General features: G+C 39.8%; 26 protein-coding genes. 11 read left to right on the top strand and 15 right to left on the bottom strand.

Translation table 11 applies throughout. The features are described from left to right. Positions 1–88: 88 nt before the first annotated feature. Positions 89–811, bottom strand: coding sequence for a TerC family protein (locus A4S05_RS04200; RefSeq protein WP_069068570.1), 723 nt, complete (start codon positions 809–811; stop codon positions 89–91). A 274-nt stretch (positions 812–1,085) separates the two neighbouring features. Between A4S05_RS04200 and A4S05_RS04195 the strand changes: the two genes are divergently transcribed. Then, on the top strand, positions 1,086–1,322 hold the full coding sequence (locus A4S05_RS04195; protein ID WP_069068569.1) for a DUF433 domain-containing protein: 237 nt from the start codon (positions 1,086–1,088) through the stop codon (positions 1,320–1,322). Further along, positions 1,319–1,672: a DUF5615 family PIN-like protein gene (locus tag A4S05_RS04190; RefSeq protein ID WP_069068568.1), complete on the top strand. Its 354-nt coding sequence runs from the start codon at positions 1,319–1,321 to the stop codon at positions 1,670–1,672. The genes A4S05_RS04195 and A4S05_RS04190 overlap by 4 nt, the downstream gene beginning before the upstream one ends. A gap of 20 nt (positions 1,673–1,692) precedes the next feature. Here A4S05_RS04190 and A4S05_RS04185 read toward each other — a convergent pair whose 3' ends face one another. From A4S05_RS04185 to A4S05_RS04150, 8 genes are all read right to left on the bottom strand, one after another. Beyond that, the gene (locus tag A4S05_RS04185; protein WP_069068567.1) at positions 1,693–3,078 is read right to left on the bottom strand and encodes an EH signature domain-containing protein; all 1,386 of its coding nucleotides are present in this window, start codon (positions 3,076–3,078) and stop codon (positions 1,693–1,695) included. 13 nt (positions 3,079–3,091) lie between these two features. Then, positions 3,092–3,757, bottom strand: coding sequence for an OmpA family protein (locus A4S05_RS04180; protein WP_256090820.1), 666 nt, complete (start codon positions 3,755–3,757; stop codon positions 3,092–3,094). Beyond that, entirely contained in the window at positions 3,735–6,026 is a 2,292-nt protein-coding gene (locus A4S05_RS04175) for a hypothetical protein (protein WP_069068565.1), read from the bottom strand. The genes A4S05_RS04180 and A4S05_RS04175 overlap by 23 nt, the downstream gene beginning before the upstream one ends. Positions 6,027–6,051: 25 nt before the next feature. Beyond that, the gene (locus A4S05_RS04170) at positions 6,052–6,399 is read right to left on the bottom strand and encodes a hypothetical protein (protein ID WP_176726909.1); all 348 of its coding nucleotides are present in this window, start codon (positions 6,397–6,399) and stop codon (positions 6,052–6,054) included. A gap of 724 nt (positions 6,400–7,123) precedes the next feature. Then, positions 7,124–7,564, bottom strand: a complete 441-nt coding sequence (locus tag A4S05_RS04165; RefSeq protein ID WP_069068649.1) for a hypothetical protein — start codon at positions 7,562–7,564, stop codon at positions 7,124–7,126. 68 nt (positions 7,565–7,632) lie between these two features. Beyond that, the gene (locus A4S05_RS04160; RefSeq protein ID WP_176726908.1) at positions 7,633–8,322 is read right to left on the bottom strand and encodes a hypothetical protein; all 690 of its coding nucleotides are present in this window, start codon (positions 8,320–8,322) and stop codon (positions 7,633–7,635) included. Between the two features lie 92 nt (positions 8,323–8,414). Continuing rightward, complete coding sequence (locus A4S05_RS04155) at positions 8,415–9,143, bottom strand: Uma2 family endonuclease (RefSeq protein WP_069068563.1); 729 nt, start codon at positions 9,141–9,143, stop codon at positions 8,415–8,417. 30 nt (positions 9,144–9,173) lie between these two features. Continuing rightward, the gene (locus tag A4S05_RS04150; protein ID WP_069068562.1) at positions 9,174–9,818 is read right to left on the bottom strand and encodes a restriction endonuclease subunit R; all 645 of its coding nucleotides are present in this window, start codon (positions 9,816–9,818) and stop codon (positions 9,174–9,176) included. A 226-nt stretch (positions 9,819–10,044) separates the two neighbouring features. Between A4S05_RS04150 and acs the strand changes: the two genes are divergently transcribed. From acs to A4S05_RS04115, 7 genes are all read left to right on the top strand, one after another. After that, the gene (acs, locus tag A4S05_RS04145) at positions 10,045–12,018 is read left to right on the top strand and encodes an acetate--CoA ligase (RefSeq protein ID WP_069068561.1); all 1,974 of its coding nucleotides are present in this window, start codon (positions 10,045–10,047) and stop codon (positions 12,016–12,018) included. Between the two features lie 239 nt (positions 12,019–12,257). Next, positions 12,258–12,938, top strand: coding sequence for a tetratricopeptide repeat protein (locus A4S05_RS04140; protein ID WP_069068560.1), 681 nt, complete (start codon positions 12,258–12,260; stop codon positions 12,936–12,938). 60 nt (positions 12,939–12,998) lie between these two features. Next, positions 12,999–14,261: a nucleotide kinase domain-containing protein gene (locus tag A4S05_RS04135; protein WP_176726907.1), complete on the top strand. Its 1,263-nt coding sequence runs from the start codon at positions 12,999–13,001 to the stop codon at positions 14,259–14,261. Positions 14,262–14,306: 45 nt separating this feature from the next. After that, on the top strand, positions 14,307–14,837 hold the full coding sequence (locus tag A4S05_RS04130; protein ID WP_256090819.1) for a DUF1643 domain-containing protein: 531 nt from the start codon (positions 14,307–14,309) through the stop codon (positions 14,835–14,837). A 103-nt stretch (positions 14,838–14,940) separates the two neighbouring features. Continuing rightward, complete coding sequence (locus A4S05_RS04125) at positions 14,941–15,897, top strand: nucleoside triphosphate pyrophosphohydrolase family protein (protein WP_069068558.1); 957 nt, start codon at positions 14,941–14,943, stop codon at positions 15,895–15,897. Beyond that, a complete protein-coding gene (locus tag A4S05_RS04120) occupies positions 15,894–16,589 on the top strand; it encodes a dCTP deaminase (protein ID WP_069068557.1) in 696 nt (231 codons plus the stop codon). The genes A4S05_RS04125 and A4S05_RS04120 overlap by 4 nt, the downstream gene beginning before the upstream one ends. Before the next feature lie 150 nt (positions 16,590–16,739). Further along, positions 16,740–17,498: a Uma2 family endonuclease gene (locus tag A4S05_RS04115; RefSeq protein ID WP_069068556.1), complete on the top strand. Its 759-nt coding sequence runs from the start codon at positions 16,740–16,742 to the stop codon at positions 17,496–17,498. Here A4S05_RS04115 and A4S05_RS04110 read toward each other — a convergent pair. From A4S05_RS04110 to A4S05_RS04090, 5 genes are all read right to left on the bottom strand, one after another. Beyond that, a complete protein-coding gene (locus A4S05_RS04110) occupies positions 17,495–18,076 on the bottom strand; it encodes a Uma2 family endonuclease (RefSeq protein ID WP_069068555.1) in 582 nt (193 codons plus the stop codon). The two genes, A4S05_RS04115 and A4S05_RS04110, sit on opposite strands and share 4 nt — an antisense overlap. Positions 18,077–18,124: 48 nt before the next feature. Further along, positions 18,125–19,705: a DHA2 family efflux MFS transporter permease subunit gene (locus tag A4S05_RS04105; RefSeq protein WP_069068554.1), complete on the bottom strand. Its 1,581-nt coding sequence runs from the start codon at positions 19,703–19,705 to the stop codon at positions 18,125–18,127. Between the two features lie 202 nt (positions 19,706–19,907). Further along, complete coding sequence (locus A4S05_RS04100) at positions 19,908–21,350, bottom strand: HlyD family secretion protein (RefSeq protein WP_069068553.1); 1,443 nt, start codon at positions 21,348–21,350, stop codon at positions 19,908–19,910. 158 nt (positions 21,351–21,508) lie between these two features. Continuing rightward, positions 21,509–21,976 (bottom strand): MarR family winged helix-turn-helix transcriptional regulator, encoded by a 468-nt coding sequence (locus A4S05_RS04095; protein WP_069068552.1) that lies wholly within the window; start codon positions 21,974–21,976, stop codon positions 21,509–21,511. A gap of 74 nt (positions 21,977–22,050) precedes the next feature. After that, positions 22,051–23,709, bottom strand: a complete 1,659-nt coding sequence (locus A4S05_RS04090) for an ArnT family glycosyltransferase (RefSeq protein ID WP_069068551.1) — start codon at positions 23,707–23,709, stop codon at positions 22,051–22,053. A 278-nt stretch (positions 23,710–23,987) separates the two neighbouring features. Here A4S05_RS04090 and A4S05_RS04085 point away from each other — a divergent pair, with 278 nt between their 5' ends. Further along, the gene (locus A4S05_RS04085; protein ID WP_069068550.1) at positions 23,988–24,632 is read left to right on the top strand and encodes a class I SAM-dependent methyltransferase; all 645 of its coding nucleotides are present in this window, start codon (positions 23,988–23,990) and stop codon (positions 24,630–24,632) included. Between the two features lie 135 nt (positions 24,633–24,767). Next, entirely contained in the window at positions 24,768–25,223 is a 456-nt protein-coding gene (locus A4S05_RS04080) for an EVE domain-containing protein (protein WP_069068549.1), read from the top strand. Positions 25,224–25,344: 121 nt separating this feature from the next. On the opposite strand, the gene A4S05_RS04075 is transcribed toward A4S05_RS04080, so the two are convergent. Further along, the coding region (locus tag A4S05_RS04075) for a M90 family metallopeptidase (protein WP_069068548.1) at positions 25,345–26,096 on the bottom strand (752 nt) is incomplete at its 5' end.

Below are 26,096 nucleotides of genomic sequence, written 5' to 3'. Positions count from 1 at the left end.
TACAGGTGACAGGTGACAGGGAATAGGAAATAGGGAATAGGGAATAATCTGTACCTGTACCCTGTACCCTATTCCCTCTCCCCTCTTCTTACTTAGAGACTTCGCTCTTTTCTGGTTCTACTTGGGGTAATTCAGTGCCAACACGCTTGGAAAATCCCCAGCCTAAAATCAGGAAGATGGCAGTAATCATGATCCATTCTGGGGGAACTAAACTATCGTTCACCACTTTCAACAACAGGCGTAAGCCCACGAACGCTACAGTTATATAGCCGGCATCTTCTAGATTTTCATATTCATCTAGCCAACGGATAAACAATCCTGCCATGAATCGCAGCGTAATAATACCAATTGTTGCACCCGTTAGCACTAGCCATTTTTCTTGAGAAACTGCGATCGCAGTTGTCACGCTATCCAAAGAAAATGCCAAATCTGTAAATGCAATCACAGGTATCGCTTGCAACAATGAATTAAACCGCGGCCCGTGATGGTGATCGTCCTTGGATTCTTCCGAGGTAAAGTGTTGGAATACCAACCACAGCAGATAAGCAGCGCCCAATAATTCAAATTGCCAGAATTGTTGTACCCAAGTGGCAGTGAGAATCAGGGTGATCCGCAGCACATAGGCAGCGACTAAACCAAAGTTCAAAGCTCTACGCTCAAGTTCTTTGTCTTCCAGTCCCCTAGCGATCGCAGCCAGAGCGATCGCATTGTCGGCAGATAACAGCGCCTCTAAAAGCACCAAGATCACCAGAACTATAAGGGCTTCAAGGCTGAAATGAAAGTCGAGGTAATCAAAAATTCGGTCTAGCATTCCGGGTTTCTCAAGCAGAAAAAATTAAAATTTGACAAGAACAGAGATTTGTGTATGTTAAAAAGCGCAATAAATTGTCTCTCTAATTCAGCTTAACGTGCTTATGGTGCATTTTGAAGAGGGTTGAATGTGTGCGATCGCAGTGCGAGTGGGGTAATTTACGTATCATTCAATACATTCAAAGTTTTAACATTTGACTTGGTGCGATCGCAATGGACTGCTGTCAGTTCGCATCTAAAATTAAAAGATGAGAACAAAAATATGGTAAGAATTTATGGATAACACACTTCTACAACGCATCACTCATAATCCAAATATCTGCCACGGGAAACCCTGCATTCGAGGACTTCGTTATCCAGTTGAGTTTATTTTGGAACTGCTCAGTTCTGGCATGACTACTGAGGAAATATTGGCAGATTATGACGATTTAGAATCTAAAGATATTTTGGCTGTTTTGTTATTTGCCGCTCGACTTAGCCAAGTCAAAAGCATTCATCGAATTGCCTCATGAAATTTCTTGTCGATGCTCAGTTACCAGTTCGTCTTGCCCGTTTTCTCAAAACTTCAGGTTATGACACGATCCACACCAGAGACTTACTACGGGAAAATGCTACGCCAGATAATGAGATTAATACCATATCAATTCAACAAAATAGAATTTTAATTACCAAAGATGTGGATTTTGTCAACTCTTTTTTAACTGTTCAGCAACCTTATAAACTACTTTTAATCACGACAGGGAATATCAATAACTCAGAATTGGAATCCCTATTTATAGCTAACTTCCAATCTATAGTTGAATTGTTTAAGCAGCATTCCTATATTGAAATAAATCGAGACACCATGATTGTGCATCAGTAGTCTCTATAAAATTTCTAATATCACACATAGACTCGATGTTGCCGTTCCAGATATTCAATTTCTCTTTTCCACCGCTCAAGCCTGTTTTCTCGCTGTTGTAATTGATCTGCTGTCGGGTTTCTGTAAGGTTTAGTACCTGGATTTGGGTTAATTCCCTTATGTGCAAGCCATTGGCGGCAAAAGAATTGCCAAAGAAATTCATGATCGTGCTTATCGCCACCCAGACAACGAATCCGCTTGACTGAAAGCGTGGATTCACCAAAAAGGATTTGCTCATTTCTGGAATTTTTCGGAAACAGGCGCGTCTCACTACCTCTTCCACGAAAGAATTCGACTACAAACCACTCACCAAAATCGAATATACAAACCTCTGTTGGATCGCTACCATCATCCTCTAATAGATCAACATCACCTTGGATTTGATACCCTATGGCAATTTGTGATGTCTTGGGTAACAAGATACGAAGCCGTTCAAAGCGGTTACTGTAATTAGCCCAAAAATCCCTGCGACTACATAGCCGATTTGACTCGAAGTTTTCTAAATCCAGCTTGTTCAATATGAGATTTACTAACTTTTGGAAATCACCATAATTGATACCTCCAATCCACTCTCGAAGTCTTTGCCTTGCTGGATCTGAAAGTTTATACCAATTTTCACCATTTCTATAGTTATGTCTCAACCAATCAACCAGTAAAGAATGATTGCTTGCTATATCATTGGAAACATTAGTTAGCAAATGATTAACAGCTTTTATTTGCTGACTATCTGACATTTCATCCAAGCAACTTAACAACCATCTTACTTGCTGCTGAGTTGGAGAGCGAATTGTAGTAAAATAGGGGGTTATATCTTCTATGAATCTGCTGAATAATGGAATCCAAATAGGTAAATATCCTTTGATTTTGTTTAGAAGTTCAGTTCGGTTAATACGCTGTTCACAAGCAATTTTTGCTAATTCTCTACCTGCTTGTTTACTGCAAAGCGCCCGAATAATTTGAACTGGTAGCAAGTGACTAACTAAGTCATAATTAGCAAAGATATCAAAAGATTCAGCTAGAGACTTTGCTAACCCCTGTTCTTGATGACCACTATAATAAAGAGCTAAACGCCACAATAGCTGATGTTGCAACCATAAATTAGAAATTGCTACCTTCCAAATGGCTGCTGATGTTTTCCTGCATCTGTCAATATTTTGCTGATCCCACTGTGCTTTAGCATGGATGCAGTAAATCCAGTCTAACTTACTTACTCGATCAGCTTTACCCTGTTCAATAGCTTCCAATACTTTATCAACACTTGGTATTGATATTGTTGCATCTGGTAAGTTACTTGCAAGTTGAATAAGTTGATTAGGACTACACTGGGGAGTTTCAGGTAGGGAAGGAATGTAAAACTGAGAATTCAATGTTTTAGCTCCTTTAAAGAGAGGTTTTTACAATATCTTTCTTTAACTCATCACTGCGAAACTGAAAGCGGAAAAGTACCTTGCGATCGCCTGGATTATCACGTTTATTGTCAGATTCAATTTCTCCACGACCAGCAGCCAATATTTTCTGGCTTAAAGGTGCTTTGGTAGGGAAATTCATATCATAAAAAATGTAGTTGTAAACTGATGATGATCTCAACAAGCTTAGTTGTAGATTAGTTTTATCGTCTCCATCTGAGCTAGTGTGACCTTCTATAACTACGCGGCTAATTTCCTGCTCAAATTCTGGTTTTGAGAAAATAACCCCACTGTAAACAGGAATAAAGCGGCGTAGGAAGGCTTTACCTTCTGGTTTAAGTTCTGTACTTCCCTTGGCAAAAAGAATTGATTCTTGGATACTGACATCCCCAGTTTCCGGGTTGACTTTGACATTTATATTGTTGCTTTTCATCTGTCCCACAACATTACCAATTACTACCCGTTTTGGTACATCCTTTTCTGCAAGCTGGAGTAGTGCAGTGATAAATAGCAAAGCAAAAAACATTAGTAACCCAGACATCAGATCGCCAATAGACAGATAGATACTAGAGTCATCATCCTCTATAATCTCTGCATCAATTTCACCTCGGATAAAATCATCCATGATTGCTTCCACCATTACCAAATTGGCGGTTATCATGTGCAGCAACTAGAACTTTTGCTGTCTCTAGTAAACCTCCACAAACTCTAGCCATAGAAGTATCTGCTTGTTGGAAAAAGCTTAACTGTGAGTCAACAGTCCTTTGCATAGAAACTTCAAGATGACCCTGCCAAGCCTGAAGGCTATTGTCAAATTTTTCATTCAAATTTCTGTATGAATTGTCAACTATGTTCACTTGCTTGGCAATATCAGTAGTAAGATTTGCTAGTTGTATTAGTCGTTGTGAATCGTTTAATCCAGCCGCAATAACTAATTTGTTAATTTGTTCGACAGATACCTGAATTTTAATCATACTTTCGTCTACTTCTTGAGTCAATTTACTACGTCTTTCAAATTCCTCTCTAAACACTTGATCAAGATTGTTCACAACCCCAGATAATCCTTCCTGTTGTTTGCCTAGTGTCCCCTCAAGTAAGTTGTTTTGTTCTTGAAAAAACTTCTTTAAATTCTCTTGATATTCTTGCCGGAATTTTGTCAAATCTTCCTCTACTGTTTGGCGGGTGGCTGTGAGTGTTGCGTCGATATTGCCTAAAGTAGCCAGAAGATTATCCTTCGCATCATTCATCAACCCAGAAGCTTGATTACCCACTGTTTGTAGAGTATTAGTTTGCTCATGAAAGGTTCTATTTGCTTGGGTGAGAATTTGGATAATTCCAGTCCGAGTAGCTTGAAGCATCTCCTTTTCCACAGATGCGCGTTCTTGTAGCGCTGTTTGAAGTTCCTCTCGAATTCCCCGGAAGGTAGCAGCAACTTGTACTGCACTGGCTTCAAAAGCACTTCGCTGGGCTGTCATTCCTTCGATACTCTGAAGTACCGCTCGATTAATTTCGTGAGATGTTTGTTGTATAACTCCCGTAGTTTCAGTTTGGAATTGACTCAAAGTTTGCCCCATATTGTTAGCAAATTCTTGAAGCATCTGCTGTTCTACTGTTGCGCGTTCTTGTAGCGCTGTCTGAAGTTCCTCTCGAATTCCTCGGAAGGTAGCAGCCGCTTGCACTGCACTTGCTTCAAAAGCACTTCGCTGGGCTGTCATTCCCTGGATACTTTGGTCTACGGCTTGGTTAATTTCCTGTGCTGTTTGTTGTAAAACATCTTTTGTATCTGTTTGGAATTGATTGAGAGTGTCTCCCAAATTCTTAGCAAATCCTTGAAGTTCTAGCAAAGTCTCTTTTTGAAAGTTCTGAATTGTCAAGATAGAACTTGCCAAACTTTGAGATATACCGCCCAATTCTCTATGCAGACTCAGCACAGCTTCAGAAGCTTGTTGGGTTAACTCTGCACTTTTATCTAGCCGATCTGCAATCGGTTCGAGTACCTGAACTCGCATATCCTTAATGAGTTCTTCTAAAACTCTCTGTCCCTGGTTTTCTTGAAGTTGTCGAAGTTGTTGCTGCTCTTTAAAAATTGCTCGTAGCGCTGCTAGGATAGCAGTCTGCACTTGCTCTCCTACAGCTTGACCTATAGCTTGGGCTGACAACTGATTTAAACCTGCGAATTGTTCTGCAATACTCCTACCTACAGCTTGACCAATGCCTTCTGCATTTAGCTGCTTTAACCCAGTCAAGTTTTTTGCTACAAGACTAAGTGCTTCAGCTACTTCATGGTTGTCGTTCTCTGCCGTTTTCAAAGTTGCGATCGCCTTCAATTTCTGACGCAAACTATCGCGCCGTTTCTGCCGTAGCGAATCACACCCAAACAAAACTAGAGTAAACAAGCTACCCGAACCAAGCCCCATTAGGGAAGTGGAAAAGGCTGTTTTCATTCCCACCAGCAACTCTTTACTGGCAGTCATCAGTTCTTTGGTATCTTCTGTAGATAAATTGATTCCTTGGAGTCCCTGTTGTATACCATAAAAGGTTCCTAAAACGCCGATGGCAGTACACAAGGTTGTCACGAAGCGTAGGGAACTACGAGGTATGGCGTGGGCTAAAACAGATGGATATTTTATCAGTATGAAGTTACCATCTTTTTGTCTGAATCTACTGGAGTCATCAGTTCCTAAATGATCTTTTAACCATTGTCGAACTTCGTTTGAAAGCTTTACATTTTTACCATTTTTCAAATTACTCAAAAATTTAATAGAGGCTCCAGTTGTGCCACACTCTGAGCGCCAATACTGAAATAGTGTGCAAAGCTCGACAATAATTGCGGCTATTAAGACAAAAGCAGTTGCCCAATGAAAAGGTTCGTTATCCCAAATAATGTCCCAAACTTTTGCTATTTCCACGCTGCACCTTTCTTGTTTATCTTGGTTATATCTTTTTGAATAGTTCTAATTCTTTATCCGCAAAAACTTCTTGAGCTATCCGCATTGGGAGATGCTCTGCATACAGGCGTTCTCCTATAGGTTCTCGGAGACGTAAGCTGTAAAGTGGTTCACCTTCTGATTCTTTATCCTCAATTAAATAAACCTGTTCTGGTGCATAGCTTCGCAACAAACGCACCTGCAAACAGGTTTTTAAATCCCGTGAAGAAATAGATAGGGGTGAATCTTCTCCAAATAATTCACTAGCAACTTTCCAAGCGTGGTTAACCGCCACAATTTCGTTAACCAATTTTTCCACCGATGGGTAAAGTAGTTTTGCGGTTTCACTAATCAATGCTTTTGACCTACTTGCCTGAGCTTTAATAGGTCTATAATTCCCAAAATAGGAACTTTTATTTAACTTTTATTGGTAAATCTATTTTGATAAAAGTACTTTTTGATACCAAGCCGCTTTTTGGGCGATTGCTTCAGCATTGATAAGAAAGTATTTAATCTTTGTAAGAAATGCTTAAACCTTTCTTATAAATGCTTCAACCTGAGTAACAACTGCTTTAACATTTATAAGAAAATATTTAATCTTTGCAAGAAATACTTAAGCCTTTCTTATAAAGACTTTAACGTGAGTAACAATTGTTTGAACATTGGCAATAAAAAATTGAAATTTTGCAATAAATACTTAGGGTATGTGCAATTAAGATACCTCACCTTGATTTGATTATGTAAAATTTGTCTCTCTCCTTAGTAACGCTATGGTGTACATATAAGTCTGAAGTAGTTTACAAATTTGTTTTTTACCCCACCCTAACCCTCCCCTTGCAAAGGGGAGGGAACTGGATTTCCGGCTTCCCCCCTTTACAAGGGGGGATTGAGGGGGGTAGTTTGACTTATGTGTACACCGTAGGCTTAGTAAAGAGAGGGATGTCTGATAGGACAAGGTGAGGTTTTTTACTGTAAAATCAAACAGCGATCGCTAATATTCTGTTTTAGTAGCTCAACATTACCATTGCAAATTCAATACTTTAAGGGCAATTGAATTTACCACTACGTAACTAAAAATATCACAAAATCTCTGCTAACTTTACCACCAGAGTATTTGCTAAATCCAAGAACCTGATATCATTAGTATCAATACTATTTCCTTCACCAGCTAACAAGGTTCTCACAGCAGATAACTTCTCATCTACTTCAGAAATTCTCCAAGATTCTTCTAAGTTTACTGCGAAATCAAATAGCGATCGCTCTCCTAAATGCTCTCTTACCCTAACAGCTACAGCATCACTACTTACCAAAAATTCTTTAATTGTATCTAATTTAAAATTACCTAATATTTCGTCATGTCCCCACGTTTCTAGCCAGTCTCCATCCACATCTTCAACGTAAAAATTGACAAAATCAACCCCGTAAGTTAGCCAGTTCTGTTGCATTTGTCGCGCTGTTTCTAAAGCTTCAGCAAATGTATCTACTTGATTGTTGCAGTGAGTTTCTCTTTTGTTAGCCATAAAAGCCATAATTAGCACGTAAGTATATAGGCTAGAACACAAACCTTGAGTATCGAATTCCAGAAGTTTCACGAAAATTTTAAATATTTGCCACCAGAAAGGTAATCACTGTTATACAGGGCCACGTTGACTAACTGGTTGACAAAATTAGCGTCCTTGGGATTGTAACTTAAGAACAGTCCTCTCTCTATTTCCCACGATCGCAGTGTATTTTGCCAAGCTTGGTACTTTTGGTAATTAAGTTCTTCAGATACACTAGTTACTTGAATGCACAGTGGTTGATTGTTACGACTACTTACAATTAGGTCTGTTGCCATCGATAGGTCGGCGATATAACGCTGCCAAAAACTACCTTCTCGACTTACAACATCTTGGGCTATTGATTTAATGATATCATCATCAACCTGATTAAATTCACCTGCCATCAATTTTTGTTTCCAAATATAAAACTTGGAGTCACTTGCATTAATCCATCTAGGAAAGAGATAACCATACCAATATCTCTCAATGGGTGTCATTTGCTCGAACTTTGCTTTTTGTTCTTCCAAAGGTAAGGATTTGATGATCAGCCAAATGGTAGAGTCCGTAATCACCTCTAAGAGAAAAGCAATGACAAAAGGTTTTGCAGTCAGAGAACCTGGCTTGATATTCTTTACCCAACGATTGATTTCATCTAATTTTTTCGCTAAATTATAATCTATCGAGGAGGCTTGCTCGATAAGGGACTTTAGCTTATCCTTAATCTCTTTTGCTTGCAAACGATGCCCTACTTTCAGAAGATAACGCTTTTTTTACACATTTATAACTAAATCTTAACTTGAAAATGTACTGAATTAATTTCTTGATGTCATTAAATATTCTCTGAGTCGATGCCCTGTGTACGTAAAACCTCCCGTAGTCGAGCAATTTCTTGCTCTGCTTGTTGGGCGCGTCTTTCTGCCTGGTCAGCACGTAAACGTTCTTGTTCAGCCAATTCTTCTGATGATAGTATCAATTGATTTTCAGTAGTGAAGAATCTTAATTTACCTTCATAAACTCCCAAATAAAGTTCTAACTGCTGACTCCACAAACGTCCATCAGTAGTTACTTGGATTTCTTGATACTTACCATCAACTAAATGAAATCCCTGAAGTTCCATTGTTACAGGGTCAAACCAGAAATAATCTGGTGTACGGAAGGTATCTTGATAAACTTGTTTTTTTAAACCTTTATCAACGGCTGTTGTTGAACTTGACAAAATTTCCACAATCATGTTGGGATATTTGCCATCTTCTTGCCAAACTACCCAACTCTTACGGTCTTTTTTCTCGGTTCCCAAAACTACAAAAAAATCTGGGCCGCGGAAATGTTCTGATTTTTTCTGGTTAGGACTGTAGTAAATAGTCAAATTGCCAGAAGCGTAGAAATCTTGCCTCTCTCGCCACCATAATTTAAGGATGCGAATCAGCAAATCGATTTGGTCACGGTGCAGGTCACTTTCCAAGGGTGGTTCATCACTCAGTATATCGCCAGGAGGAAAAATAACTTCATCCTCTGAAATATTATCAGAGATAAATTCTAGGGTAGCAGGTTCAGACATTAGCGATCGCCCCGCAATTCTACGTTTATTTTACTGAAAGTTCGGTAACTTGCAGATGGCTTGGAAAACTTGTAATAACTCTATTGCGTCAGGAGATTCACTCAAATTTAATAATGGCATTAACTCATAAGTTGACTGGTTGTCATGTCTTAGATAAACAAATTGATAAAGCTGTCCATTAGTTACCAAACCCCAAACTGATGGTTGTTGCTGTAAACTCTTAAAAGCATAAGTGAGTAATTGAGGTAAACCCTCAATCACATTGACTGAACTATTTTTTGTTTCAATAACTAAAACCCAAAATGGTGGCGCAATATTACTTTGAGGATTGTTGATTGCTAAAATATCCATCCGCCCGGTGATTTTTCTGTCTTCATCCTCAACTGCGATCGCAATGCTATCTTCCATTGTCAACCGAATCGGCACATCGTAGAATCCTGAGAGCCGCATTAAGGGTGCAATTGTTAAAAATTTAACCAATCCTTCAGAAATTTTCCCTGCGCTTAAATAACGATCAAAGTCGTTTCTGATTCGTAATAAATCCTGCTGTTCAAACTCAGAGAGTGGTTCTAGAGTTAAGAAGTCTGTGAATGAAGCATTTGAAAGCTTTTCTAGTTTAAGAAAGCGATGAACATCGTTGAGTGATAAGCTACTGGCTTCGACGGTAAGCGTCATAATTTCAGCCTTTGTTTGTCAAGACTACTTACAATATTGCAACATTCCTGGTAAATAGGTTGTAAAACGTCTTTAAATTTTTTAATCGCTTGCTTTCGGTAGATGAAAATGAATGTAAACTAAATGACTCGGCAATTTCTACCTAGCTTAACGAAAATCTAAACACCGTCTAACACAACTAAACTAAAAATAGTTTTCAGTAACAATACCGTTTGTAAATGTAATCATGTCTCAACCAACTATAGAATCAATCCTACAAGAGAACCGCCTCTTTCATCCTGCTCCAGAATTCTCACAAAACGCCCATATCAAAAGCCTGGATGACTATCAGCGCCTCTACGAGAAAGCTAAAGCTGATCCGCAGCAATTTTGGGCAGATTTGGCTGGAACAGAATTAGAATGGTTCCAAAAATGGGATACAGTATTAGACTGGCAGCCACCTTTTGCTAAGTGGTTTGTTGGCGGTAAAATTAATATTTCTTACAACTGCCTTGACAGACATCTCAGTACTTGGCGCAAAAATAAAGCAGCATTGATTTGGGAAGGAGAACCAGGGGATTCGCGTACTCTCACATACTCCCAACTGCACCGGGAAGTTTGCCAGTTTGCCAATGTATTGAAGCAACTGGGTGTACAAAAAGGCGATCGCGTTGGTATATATATGCCAATGATTCCCGAAGCTGCGATCGCAATGTTAGCCTGTGCCAGAATTGGCGCACCCCACAGTGTGGTATTTGGTGGTTTTAGTGCCGAAGCTTTGCGCGATCGCTTAATTGATGCCACAGCTAAACTAGTAATCACGGCTGATGGTGGTTGGCGCAAAGATGCGATCGTTCCTCTCAAGGAACAGGTAGATAAAGCCTTAGCTGATGGTGCTGTTCCCAGTGTTGAAAATGTCCTAGTTGTCAAACGCACTGGACAAGAAACTGATATGCAGTTGGGCGGACGCGATCATTGGTGGCATGATTTGCAAAAAGGAGTATCAGCAGATTGTCCCGCCGAACCGATGGACAGCGAAGATATGCTGTTTGTCCTCTACACTTCCGGCAGCACGGGCAAACCGAAGGGCGTAGTCCATACAACTGCTGGTTATAATCTGTATACCCATATCACCACCAAATGGATATTCGACCTGCAAGACACGGATGTATATTGGTGTACTGCCGATGTAGGTTGGATTACTGGACACAGCTACATAGTTTACGGTCCCCTTTCCAATGGTGCAACCACGGTGATGTATGAAGGTGCGCCCCGTGCTTCTAATCCTGGCTGTTTCTGGGATGTAATTGAAAAATACGGCGTTAATATTTTTTATACCGCACCTACGGCAATTCGGGCATTTATTAAAATGGGCGAACAACATCCCAATGCGCGAAACCTGTCTTCGTTGCGTTTGCTGGGAACCGTCGGCGAACCAATTAACCCAGAAGCTTGGATGTGGTATCACAAAGTAATTGGTGGCGATCGCTGTCCAATCGTTGATACTTGGTGGCAAACGGAAACTGGCGGTATCATGATTACACCATTACCGGGGGCAATTCCCACCAAACCCGGTTCCGCAACTCTTCCTTTCCCTGGAATTATCGCAGATGTCGTGGATTTGGAAGGAAACACTGTACCCAATAACGAAGGCGGTTATCTAGCAGTTCGCCATCCTTGGCCAGGAATGATGCGGACAGTTTACGGCGATCCAGAACGCTTCCGCCGCACCTATTGGGAACACATTCTACCCCAAGATGGTAAATATACTTACTTTGCTGGTGATGGCGCAAGACAAGATGAAGACGGCTACTTCTGGGTGATGGGTCGTGTGGATGATGTACTGAATGTCTCAGGACATCGACTCGGTACAATGGAAGTAGAATCCGCGTTAGTTTCGCATCCAGCGGTTGCAGAAGCGGCGGTAGTGGGTAAACCGGATGATCTTAAGGGTGAAGAAGTAGTTGCTTTTGTGACTCTAGAAGGCACTTATCAGGGAAGTGAGGAACTGATTAAAGAACTCAAACTGCACGTTGTTAAAGAAATTGGTGCGATCGCACGTCCGGGAGAAATCCGCTTTACCGATGCTTTGCCCAAAACGCGATCGGGTAAAATTATGCGGCGCTTGCTGCGGAATCTAGCTGCCGGTCAAGAGGTATCTGGAGATACTTCGACATTGGAAGACAGAAGCGTGTTGGATAAATTACGGGAAGGCGCATGAAGAGTTAAAACGGCGGTTAGAAACCGCGTCTACACAAACAAAACCCACCTCCGTGGGTTTCAAACCCTCAATTTTTTCTTAGTCCGCGGAGGCGGACTTTGCCTGTGTAGCCGCGAATTCTATTCGCTCTGGCTCTCATTTATATATGCGACCCTTACCGGTCTGTCTTGTGACGCATTACGCGCTAACACACGCCAATTTATCATAAAGATAAGAACATTATTGAGGCACTCAGGGCCATGAAGGTGAAGCACAAACCCAAATCAGCATTTGTTCAATCTTTTAGCGGCATGATGCTGAGTATCATAACTGTAGTTGGTCTATCACCATTAGTGTTAGCGGTTCCGGGCAAAGTTTCTTTGCATACGCCAGAACAGAATGCACAGAGACAACCACAAAAACTAGCACAGTTTTCCGATACAGGGCCATCAGAGCGATCGCAACTCCTGCAACAAGCCAATGCTTTGTTGAATCAGGGAGACTTGACAGGTGCGGAGGAAAATTTACGCAAATTAATTAAACAATTCCCAAAAGATACCTTTGGACACTTTCAACTAGGAAATGTGCTTTTTCGCCAAAAGAAACCAGAAGAAGCAATTAGCGCCTATCAAGAAGCCATTCGCCTCCAGCCAAAATACGCTCTAGCTCACAATGCGATCGGTATGGTTTATGCAAGCCAAAGTCGCTGGGAAGAAGCCATTGCTGAATATAAAAAAGCTCTAGACATTAATCCTAATTATGCCGAGGGGCTGACTAATTTTGCACTGGCATTGTGGCAAACAAATAAAAAAGATGAGGCACTATCTTCTTTAGAAAAAGCTTTAAATATTTTCAAAGAACAGAATAGAGGTGAAAAAGTTAACCAAGTAGAACGAATTTTGAAAGAGATCAAAACTGCTGATGATCCTGGTATTTCGTGAGAATCACATTATTCAGTGGATAAAAGCTAAAAAGAGTTGTTGCGATCGGATACGAAGATTATGCGGCAGTTGTCGCATAATCTTGCCTCATGGATAAAAAATAGGTTTGAAAATGATGACGACAAACCAGGAGAACAGTGTATGCAAGTAAGACAAGAAATTTTTGATACCTATTGGCGATTTGCCACTATGCGCCAGGAAGTATTTTTCAACAAAATTAACAATGTACCACCACCCTGGACGAGTGACCCGATTATTAATACTTATAAATTTTGTAATGCATATCGAGCAAGCGATCGCGTTTCACAATATCTGATCAAAAACGTAATTTACGATGAAAATAGGAGCAAGAATGAAGAAGAAGTAATTTTACGGATTCTATTATTTAAAATCTTTAATAAAATAGAAACCTGGGAATACTTAGAAAATAAAATAGGAGATTATATTACACTGTCTAATTTCGACTCAAATGTATATTCAGATATATTACAAGAGGCTATGAATCTTGGGTATGTCATTTATACCAGTGCATATATGTCTTGTGCCAGCAAAGAGTTTGGTTATGATAAGAAGCACCAGAATCATTTGGCATTAATTGATAAAATGATTGTCCAAGATAGAGTAGATAATCGCATAGTCAAAGCTAAAAAATTTGAAGATGTTTTTCATATTATTCAAGAATATCCATTGCTAGGTAAGTTTATGGCTTACCAATTAGCCACAGATATCAACTATAGTGAAATCATCAACTTTGATGAAAACAGTTTTACTATAGCAGGACCAGGAGCCGAACGTGGTATCAACAAGTGTTTCATTGATACAGATGGTAAAACATATACTGATATAATTCATTGGATGACTGAAAACCAAGAAAGAGAGTTTCAACGGTTAGGGTTAAATTTTCAATCGCTCTGGGGTCGTCCATTACAAGCTATAGACTGCCAAAATCTTTTTTGTGAAACTGATAAATACTGCCGGGCAGCATTTCCCGACTTGAAAAGTAATCGCAAAAAGATAAAATCAAAATTTACTTCAACGCCTCAACCAATTGATTATTTTTATCCACCCAAATGGCATATTAACGATAAAATTCAAGAAAGTTTAGTACAGAGATTGCCAAGATTATATATTGAGACTCTGCGATTAAATAGTAACTGTCAACAATTATGTTTAAAGTTAGATTCTCTGGTAAAAACAACATCTGAAACATCAGACAATGTATCAAAAAATAAGAAAAAATCTGAACCGAAAACTCAGAATAAAAAAACAAACCTTTTGCAAAGTTACGAGTTAGAAAAGCCTCATCAGTTGTGCCTATTTTAAGGAATTATACTATTTATAAATCAACTTTAATTAAGAGTAAAATACATGGAAATAAAAAAATATCTAGACATGGAAAGAGATGTCAAGTTCGACGATGATATTAGTAGAAAGTATCGCTACTCACTATGGTGTAGATGGGATGCAACTTTGCCGCAAGTTACTTTTGTAATGCTTAATCCAAGCAAGGCTGACGAGAAGAAAGGTGATTCCACTCTTACTAGATGTATTGACTTTGCCAAGTTTTGGAAAAAGTATGGTTCTCTTGAAGTGGTTAATTTATTCGCTTATATTGCTACACAACCTCCTGAACTTTCCCAACCCAAAGTAAATGATCCTGTAGGGGAAAAAAATAACTTCCATATTCAAGAAGCAACAAAACGCGCTGAATTAATTATTTTGGCATGGGGTACGGGTAAGTATCCCAGAATTAATAACCGTAATCAAGAAGTGCTAAATCTAATTTCTGGTCAACAACCTCTTCACTGCCTAAAGCTGACAAAGGATAAAGACCCACACCATCCAAGAGGTCTTAAAAATAATATAGAACCAATTATTTTTCCCTATAAAAATAGCTGAATTTGAGACTTTAATAGTGATAGTTTTTAAGTATTCTCAGATTTATATTTTTCTCAATGATAATCCCTATAATCAAAAACTTTGAAATTGGATCAGTTTCATTATGAATTTTTCTGAGTATCAAACACAAGCACTGAACACAGATCAAATTCCTGCTGCCGAAGGTACTGAACTAATCATACCGCTACTAGGTTTAGTTGGCGAAGTTGGTTCATTGATGACTGAGTATAAAAAACATTTACGTGACGGTGATGCACACAAACTATTTAAAGAAGGCATCGCGGAAGAATTGGGAGATATGCTTTGGTATATTTCCAACTTGGCAAGCAAGTTTAACCTGAATTTGGAAGAAATTGCAGAAGATAATCTGAGAAAGTGCCGTGACCGTTGGGAATGGAAAGATTTAGCACAAATAGATGATAAAGCTACAACCTACATATTCGACAATGACTTTCCCGAAAATGAAAGTTTACCACGACAGTTTGAAGTAGAAATTACGGAGGTAAGCAAAGATAACTCAATCAAAATGAAGGCATTTATCAACAAACAACAAATTGGAAATGACCTCACCGATAATTCCTATACAAGTGATGGCTACCGCTTCCATGATGTTTTCCATTTTTCCTACGCCGCAGTTTTAGGTTGGTCTGTTATTACTCGTAGTATGCTTAAACGTAAGCGCAAAAGTAATTATAGTGTTGACGAGGTTGAAGACGGCGGCCGTGCAATAGCCATTGAAGAAGGTATATCGGCACTTGTATTTAGCTATGCCAAAAATCACGGTTTCTTAGAAGGAGTTTCAACATTAGATTACCAACTATTGAAGACTATTAAAAATATGACATCCCATTTAGAAGTTTCTCAATGTTCGTTGGGTGATTGGGAAAAGGCGATTCTGATGGGCTATGATGTCTGGCGACAGGTAGAGAAAAATAGGGGAGGAAGGGTAGTCGTTGACCTTGATGCACGCTTGATAACCTATTTGGAAGAGTCTAGTATGCGTTTAGCCTCTGTAGAAATAAAACATTCACTTAACGATATATTGCGGGGGAAAAAATGAGTTTTTGGTCATCACAAACTTTGAATTCTCGTCTTCCTAGTTTAATTGAACCATTTAATAAGGATCAAATTCAGTCTGCATCATACGAATTGTGCTTAGGGGAAGAAGTTTATATTTCAGCCCTTCCTGATACACCTCTGAGAGAACGGAAAAAAATTATTCTTAGAGAGAAGGAAACTGTTCCTATTCCTCCAGGCCAGTTTGCATTTCTGATAACTTCTGAAACAATAAAAGTTCCTAACAATGCACTTGCGTTTATTTCAATGAAATTTAAACATAAATCAGATGGACTGATTAATGTTTCAGGTTTTCATGTCGATCCTGGCTATAATGGCAAACTAATTTTCGCTGTTTATAATGCTGGACCTATTAACATTCAAGTAGAAAAAGGGGAGAGGCTTTTTCCTATATGGTATGCAGACTTGGATCAAGATGATGAAGATCCTCGAAAGAAGATAGGTTATAATTCAATTCCCACTGATTTAATGAATCGTCCTGATTTAGTTTCTTCTCTTCCTTATTTGGTAAAACGTTTGGATGATCTGGAAAAAAAAGTAGAAAATTATTCTATTAAACAGACTTTAGTCTTGACGATTACTATTGGAGTTTTACTTGCTTTTGCAAAGCCAATAGTGGATATATTTATACAGCCATTACTCAATATCATTAAATCTTCTTTTACAATCTATTAATTCTCAATTGGTGAAATTAATCCAAACTGTCCCTATTTCCTTACACGAAATAAGTACAAACTTCCTAAGTATCAAGTCCTGTAGCACAACAAAGTTTGTTAGATTTATTAGGATAATAAATAAAATACAAATATAATCTTGGTTGTGCCTATGACTTCTTTATCGGCATTAACTTTACCTGATCACACCCAGTTACCAGACTCAGACGGTACATTTGTGAAAAATCTTCAGGAGCATTCACAAAGCATTTTAATCACAGATTCAATTAAACCTGTTCTAGAGAAACTTCATCCTGACAATCAATATTGTATCGGACAAGATTCTGGTATCTACTGGGGATTGACAGATCCTCCTGAGAAAGGGGCTGAAGCACCAGACTGGTTTTATGTACCCAATGTACCACCGACACTTGACGGTAAAATGCGCCGTTCTTATGTGCTGTGGAAGGAGTATATTGCACCCTTGATTGTGCTGGAATTTGTCTCTGGAGATGGTTCCGAAGAACGAGATAACACACCGCCATCTCAAGGGGAAGGTGGAAATGTTGGTAAGTTTTGGGTTTATGAGCAGGCAATTCGAGTGCCTTATTATGGGATTTATGAAGTAGCAAAAGCGCAAGTGGAAGTTTACCACCTAGTTGATAATACTTATCAACTGATGAAACCCAATGAACGGGGACATTACCCAATTGTTCCTATGGATGTAGAGTTAGGAATCTGGCAAGGATTTTATCAGAATGCAGAGTTACCTTGGTTGCGCTGGTGGGATGCACAAGGAAATTTACTGTTAACGGGTGAGGAACGTGCTGTGATTGAGCAACAAAAGCGGGAGAGAATTGTAGAGAAATTGCGATCGCTCTCTGCTGAACAACTCAATGCTTTAGGAATTGACCCAGAAATGTTGGATTAGGAAATATTCTCATCTACTAATAATACATCTTCATATATTTCTGCGATCGCACAACGAAAATCAACGCTAGCTAAATGCACTTCTTCCCCTTTTTCATAAGGATAAAGTACCCAATGTCCTTCTTCATTACGGCGGAAGCATTCTACACTCATTCGGTCTGGTGAAATTAGCACATATTCTTGTAGTGATTCTAAGTGTCGGTAACTAGCAAATTTCTTCCCTCTGTCATAGCCTTCTGTTGACTCAGAAAGCACTTCGATAATTAAGCAAGGATAACACTTAAAATATTCAAATTCTTTATCTCGTATATCACAAGTCACCATTGCATCTGGATAAAAATAGCGGTTGATGACATCAATTTGTGCTTTCATATCTAACATATAGACACGGCATCCACTACCCCGGAGATGGTTACGCAGTAGCATAGATACATTTAGGCTAACTGTGACATGAGCATCACTTGCTCCTGCCATTGCGTAGACTTGACCATCAATATATTCGTGTTTGATTTCACTAAATTTCTCGCCCTCTAAATATTCTTCTGGGGAGATATAGTACTCACTTTGGCTAATGACCATTTTAGTACCTTAGTAGCTTTATCAAACATTTTAACCCATAGAACAAATCTAATGAGCGACAACGCCAGCAGTTGGCTTCACCTTTTTGAAGAATAAAACGGCAATTCCACTGAGCAACAATGCAATGCCAATAAAGTAGAAACAATCGTTAAAAGCCATCACAAATGCTTCTCGGCGGACGATGTTGGATATAGATGCGATCGCTTGATTTTGCGCTGTACTCAAATCTGCTCCTCGACTGATAAAATACTGTGTCATTTGGTCAATTCGCTGTTGAGTTTCTGGGTTATATAAAGATATTCCATCACCCAATCTATTCGAGTGAAATTGTTCTCTATTACTTAATAAAGTTGCTAAAGATGCAATTCCTATAGAACCGCCCATATTCCGCATCATATTAAATAAACCACTTGCCGAACCTGCTTCTTTTGGACTTAATCCAGCAGTGGCGATAGATGTCAGTGGTACCATAATTAGAGGTTGTCCCATTGCACGCACAAATTGCGACCAGCATAACTGATCTAATCCTGTTTCATTAGTCATTCCAGAGTTCATAAATGCACTAATAGAAAACAATGTTACACCAACGGCTACCATTAAGCGCACATCAATGCGTTGCATCAATTTGGGTATGAGGGGAATAATAAAAAGTTGGGGAATACCAGCCCAAATTAGTACTTCACCAATTTGCAGCGCATTGTACTTTTGAATTTGGGCGAGATACAGCGGTAAAATATAAATTGAACCATACAATCCTACTCCCAGCGACACATTGACAATACTGGCTAAACCAAAGTTACGCCTAAACAAAAGTCGTAAATTAATAAATGGTTGCTTCCGAGTTAATTCTATAAAGAAAAATATTGCCAAAAAAATTACTGCAATTACACTTAAGCGCAAAATCAGTGCTGAACTAAACCAATCTTTGCGGCTACCTTCTTCTAAAACAATTTGTAGGGAACCTAACCCAAGAGCCATTGCAATAATTCCCCACCAATCACCTTGTTTCAGTAAACTAATTTGGGGACGTTCTTGCTTAATTCCGTACCAAACACCAGCCAGCATTAATGCCCCTGGAATTACATTTATATAAAAGTTGTATTCCCAACCAAAGTTTTCTGTTAACCAACCTCCCAATGTTGGGCCAATTGAGGGTGCAAAAACTGCACTAAATCCAAATGCAGCCAGTCCAACTGATTGCTTAGATTGGGGTAAAGTTGTTAAGACAACTGTCATAGCGGTGGGAATTAATACTCCCCCACTAAAACCTTGTAAGGCGCGAAATAAAATCATGGAATTGAGATTCCACGACCAAGCACAGCATATAGAAAAGAAAATAAATAGTGCAGTATTTACTAATAGATAACGCCGCAGAGAAAACACTCGTGATAACCATCCTGTGAGAGGAATGACCACAATTTCTGCAACAAGATACGCTGTAGATATCCAAGAACCTTCTTCTAGAGTTGCTCCCAAACTTGCTTGAATATCTTGCAGCGAAGCATTAGTTATTTGAATATCTAATACCGCCATAAATGCGCCAAGCATACTGGCTAATACACCAATCCACGTTTTTATCGGGACACGTTCTGGCGGCGCTTGCTGATAAATTACACCTGTATTAGCCATAATGTTTTTCCTGTTTTAAAGTTATTTGTCATTTGTCATTTGTCATTAGTAATGGTTTTAAGATGATGTTTGAAAATAGTTTGCTTTACTCCCACCGATTTACTTAGCACAAATTCTGATGATTAAATCGTATTAAAATTTTCGTCATTATTCGTTTATCTTGTGACAAATGACCAATGACAAACGACCAATGACAAATGACCTACTTAACTTCCACAGCAACTTCCGCAGACATCCCCGGTGTAATCCGCGATTCGTAACCTTGAATACTCTTTTGGTCGAAAACTATTTTTACTGGAATGCGCTGCACAACTTTGGTAAAGTTACCTGTAGCGTTATCCGGTGGCAATAAGGCAAACTGAGCGCCGGAAGCTGGCGAAATACTGTCAACACGACCAATAAAGGTATGATGAGGGAAAGCATCTAGCTTGATTTCTACTGGCTCTTGTGGCCGCATCTTTTCTAATTGAGTTTCTTTGAAGTTTGCAATTACCCAATAGCTGTTATCCACGATCGCCATTAATGGTGTTCCCGATTGGACTCGGTTGCCAACTTCCACGTTTTTCCTACCTATGCGTCCGGCACTGGGCGCGGTAATGTTGGCATAGGATAGTTGCAATTGTGCGTCTTTAAGCGATGCTTCTGATTGCGCGATCGCAGCTTTTGCCGCTTCGTATTGACTACGTTTTACTGTTGTATCTTGTCCACCGGCGGTAGCTTGTTGCAATCCACCCTTGGATGCTGCCAATTTAGCTTGGGCGCTAACTACATTTTCTTGTGCTTGTGCTAATTGAGATTGGGCTTGGGCTACACCAACTTTGGCGGAGGCTAACTTGGCTTGGGCTTGTTCTACTCCCTGAATGGCGGCGTTTTTTTGTGCGGAAGCGACATCATAATCTGCTTTAGCGGTGTCTAACTGCTGACGAGCGATCGCACCTGTCTTATACAACTCGTTGTAGCGATTGTAATCTGTTTGAGCTTTTTCCAAATTCGCATTGGCTTGCGCTACCTGCGCTTGGGCGGCGGGAATTCCTGCTTGGGCTAGTCTGACTTGGGCTTGCGCGGCGGGTATCCCAGCTTGGGCTTCTTGTACTGCTGCTTGGGCTGTGGAAATTGCTGCTACTGCACCGCTGACATCCCCCTGCGCTTGGGTTGTCTTCCCACTAGTGGTTTGTGAAGTTAAAGCAATATTTGCTTGGGCAGCTTGCGCTTGACTTTGAGCATTTTCTAGGGCTGCGGCGGCTTGTTGTACCTTACTTTGATAGTCTCGTGGATCTAACTCCACTAACAATTGTCCTGGTTGCACCAGTTGGTTATCATTCACAAGCACCTGACTTACGGTTCCGGGAATGCGACTACTAATTTGGTGAATATTTCCCGCAACGGTGGCGTTGTCTGTTTCCTGATGGGTAGAGGCATATTGCCAGTAGTGATAACCAAAAGTACCTGCGGCGATCGCAGCGACACCTAATCCTGCCAAAATTAAAGCAGTCGGTTTTTTCCGCTTCGGTGGAACTTCTTTCCCGATCTCAGGTGCTTCTGTTGTTACAGTCACAGCTTCTAAAGTCTCTGAATCAGGAATCATTTCTTTTTCTATAACTGGGATCTTGTTTTGGTTGTGTCCGTTAAAAGTATTAGCGCTCATGATTCTTAACTCGCTTGTTCGATAATTTGATTGATAGTCGTTTATTTAGAATGCGTAATATTTCCTGAAAAAAATCTTTTTTCCTTAGTATGCGTAGTATTATCTCAAAACCAATCCTGACATCACTTCCCCCGGTCGGGTGATTATAGGATGAGCTTTTAGGAGAGGTTAGCGATCGCCCGATTCAAGATTTGGGAAAACAGTTCTCGGTCAGCAAAAGAAATACCTTCCATCGCTTCATCACGCACGGCTGCGGCGATTGGCGGTAAGACAGCTTCTAGTTCTTTACCTGCATCGGTTAGCCAAATCCGCCAGATCCGGCGATCGTGGGTATCGCGTTCTCGACGCACCAAGCCGCGTTCTTCCATGCGATCTAGTACACCTGTCAAAGTCCCTCCCACTTGTTTGAGTTTGTCCCCAATACTAGAAGTAGGTAAACCATCTTCTTGCCATAAACAGCACAAAACCAGCCAGTGAAATGGCGTCAATCCAAAGGGTTCTAGCCTCTCAGTAAATTTGCGACTGAGCAATTGTGAAACTAATTTGATTCTGTAACCTAAATTGTATGGTGCCAGATTTTGCTGCCACGACTCTAAAGCTGGGGACTGATTAGATGTAGAAACCATTTAGCAAAATACTTAGTGTACGTACTATTGTAACTAGATTAATCTTTTTTAGCAACAGTTGCTTTGCATCTATCTTAGGGAAGAACTTGAATAAACTGATACTCTTTGACTGTATCGATAATACGGTGAGGCCGAGATAATTTAGGGGTCTGGTTAGTATAAATCCAAGCATAGCTTAAAGCGGGTACTTGGGAAATAGAGACAACCGGTTGAGCTTGAATAGGAAGATAGAAATCAAGCATTACTTGGATTTTATCGTCCATTTGCACAAAGTAGATAGGATGAGATTGGAGAATTGAGGCGATCGCAGGTTGTTGTAAAAAAGTTCTAAAAACAGGATTATAATCGCTTAACAGGCCTATGCTACCTATCGCCGCCAAAGCTAGCCAACAGGGAATTAGCCAACCTGCAATCCAGTAACGGGCTGTAAGAAACTTCTTGCCAAAGTGGTAACGACTAATCCACACCCCAGGTAAAATTAGCCAACCCAATCCCATAGCCAAGCCAATAGTTGCATACTTACGGATATCAGAACCACCCCAACTAATAATCACAATACTCGCCATAATCAGTAAAATACCTAACCCACCAAAGCCATAACTAAGATTCCGGGGAAGATTCTGCTTGGCGAAAAGATTTGATACATTTTTTTTACCTTTTGGAAGAGGTAATTCTGAGGAATTTCTTGTTTGATAAATATTACCTAGCCAGTTTAAACCTACAGATGCAAGCAAAGCTATGAATGGATAAAGGAGAAGACTATAATGAGGGAAACGAGTAGTAAAAAAGCTCAGTTCCAAAAATAAGACAAGTGGAAAGCCAACTAATATTAAATTGTAGCGACTAATTGGACGACGGACAGTCAAAAACAAACCTAAAAGTCCGAAGAAAGCCCAAGGAAATGATTTTAAAGGAATATTCCATATATAGAATAGCGGCCCATTATCATAAGGGTCATTAGAACTTAGAAACAAAAGAAAGTTGAGCAACTCTTCAAAACTCTGATTTCCATAGTGCAGCCAACTTAACCACAGCCAAACACAAGTAGGTATTAAACCTACGAAAAATCCTAAATATAAAATGGGGTTAGTAAGATGACGATGACGGCGATGTTCCCAAATTAAATAAGGTAATAAACCTGTGATTGGCAAAAAAATCATAAAGCTTCTGACTAAGAAGCCTAAACCTAAACTTAAACCAGCTAGAAAAGTCCAAAAATAGCGATATTTAGGATGTAATTCCGTTTTAATAAAAGACCAAATAGCTAAAAGAACCAAAAGAACCATAGCTACATCAGGTGTACTTAAGCGAGAGTATTGTAGCCAGAGAAATTCTACACTTAAAATTGCAGCAGCTAGCCAAGCTAATTTTTTGCCTAGCATAATTTTGCCGATTTCATACACAAGCCATAAGCTCAAAATGCCAGCAATCATACTAGGAAGACGCGCAGTAGTATCACTAACACCAAAGAGCTGGTAGAAACTAGCAATTAGCCAATAAGGTCCAGGGGTTTTGTGATGTGCCTTTTCCCAAGGAGCTATCCAATTACCAGAATCAAACATCAGACGGGCCCGCGAAGCATAAAGAGCTTCATCGTGTGCCATCAGACTATTGTGCCCAGAAGTAAATAATAATAAGGGGAGTATCCAAACTAACAAACTAAAATAGGGTAATGATCCGACTAGGCGGATTTGACGCCAAATATACTGCAACAATGGTAATTTATATAACATTGAATTGATAAAAATTGAATGCTGCTACTTAGATTCGTTTAAGTGTCCTGCTGTTATCGAAACAGAATTCAGGAGTCAGGAGTCAGGAGTCAGAATTCAGAATGAATTCTGTGCGAGTGGCGGATAGCGCAGCGTTAGCGAGTATTCGAGCGTCTTGATTCTGACTCCTGAATTCTGACTTCTGAATTCTTCTTCAATAAAATATCTTACATAGGGATTGTTTAAAAATACCTGAAATTGCCGCAATTGTCGGAAACAGTCTTCCAAAATAGGGATTTATGCAGTTAAGACCGAATCAACGCCTGAAATTAGACGATAAAGACGATAAGCTATTCTATGCCTATCCCCGCTTCGTAACCCATGTGGATGAAGGATTTATTCAACAGTTAACGGATTTATATCGCGATCGCCTAAAACCCAACACCCGTATTTTTGATATGATGAGCAGCTGGGTGTCTCATCTACCAGAAGAGATGGAGTTTGACCATGTGGAGGGACACGGACTCAATGCCGAGGAACTAGCACGAAATTCCCGCTTAAATCATTACTTTGTCCAAAATCTTAACGAAAATCCGCAGTTACCCTTACCAGATGGAGATTTTGATGCTGTTCTAAATTGCGTATCAGTGCAGTATGTGCAATATCCAGAAGCAATATTTTCCGAAATTTACCGCATCCTGAAACCTGGTGGTGTCGCAATTATCAGCTTTTCTAACCGGATGTTTTTTGAAAAAGCAATTCAAGCTTGGCGAGAGGCTTCAGAAGCACAGCGAGTGGAATTAGTCAAAGCTTACTTCGCGTCAGTTCCAGGATTTACAACCGCAGAGGTTATAGCTCAAAAATCAACATTACCGAATTTCTTGCAGTGGTTGGGCGCACCTGGAGGAGATCCGTTTTATGCTGTTATAGCTTACCGCAGTTAAGCTAAATTATTCCCTAGTGCAAGAAGGCTTGTAGTAAGCACTTTAGTGCTTAGAAAATAAGGAATAAAGTCCTTACTACGAACTTACTTGCCTGCTCAAAAATAAAATACTTTTGTATATACATAATTTCTGTAGATGAATTATTGGTTAATGAAATCAGAACCAGAAGCCTATAGTATTGCTGACTTGCAACAGCAGAACGAGACTATCTGGGACGGTGTTCGCAATTACCAAGCTCGCAACTTTTTGCGCCAAATGGATGAAGGAGACTTAGCTTTTTTCTATCACTCCAGCACTAATCCTCCCGGTATTTCTGGGTTAATGCGTGTAGTGAAAAAAGATATTGCTGACCCGACCCAATTTGATCCAGAAAGTAAATACTACGACCCGAAATCAAGTTTTGAATCCCCTCGCTGGCAAACAGTTGTAGTGGAATTTGTCGAGACTTTTTCTAACCCCATATTACTATCAATACTCAAAGAGAAGTTTAGCGCCGAAGAGTTAATGTTGCTGAGACAAGGAAATCGGTTATCTGTAATGCCTGTCCCTGAAGCAATAGCTTTGAAGATTCTGGCGATGAAAACCTCCTAATTAAAATAATTCGTAATTCGTAATGACGCTCCTGCGTCGCTAACGTAATTCGTAATTTGTAAAACATTTTTGAAGTAAGTTGATTAACTGGACATAATGTCGTGATTCGTTCTTGCTTACTTCACGCCCATTGCACAGGATCTAATTGATAGTAACGTTGCAGTTGCTCATAAAGTGCCGGATGCTTGGATAACAATTGGTGCGGTTTCTCAAAGAATGTCTCAGTCGCTACGGCGAAAAATTCTGCGGGATTTGTTGCACCATAGCTATCCATTACCGTCTTTACACCTTGTAAAACATCATTACAAAGTTGCTGATATGCTTCTGTCATCACCTTCGCCCAAATAGTATAGTCTGAGTTGTGTTGCAGTATCGGAACTCCTTCAGCTTTACCATTTTCTTGATCTAATTGATGGGCGAATTCATGAAGCACAACATTACGTCCATCTCTCCAGTTATTTGTGTCTTGTTTCACCTGTTCCCAAGACACTACTAATTGGTCATTTGTCCACGATTCACCCAGTCTTGCTACACGCCTTTCTTCAACAACATATTGTCCGACAGAATTCGTTTCCTGAACAAAATAAGCATTGGGATATACCAGAATTGAACGAAGTTTGGGAAAGTACTGCCCACGTTCATTTAATAGGAGTAAACAGGCGATCGCAGCAAGGATCAGTTTCATTTCCTCCGTTACCTGTAATCCTCTACAGCCAATAAATTGCTTTTCTGCTAAGAAAACTTGAATATGCCCCTGAAGTCGCCTGATTTCATCGGGAGAAAGGCAGAGAAAGATAGGAAGATTATTCTCAATAATGGCATTCCAAAGTGGAGGAAAAGGACGATTCTTCAGAGGATGTTTTAAAAGTGGGG

The organism is Nostoc sp. KVJ20, assembly GCF_001712795.1.
GTDB lineage: Bacteria > Cyanobacteriota > Cyanobacteriia > Cyanobacteriales > Nostocaceae > Nostoc.
This window is presented reverse-complemented; position numbering and strand designations above follow the sequence as displayed.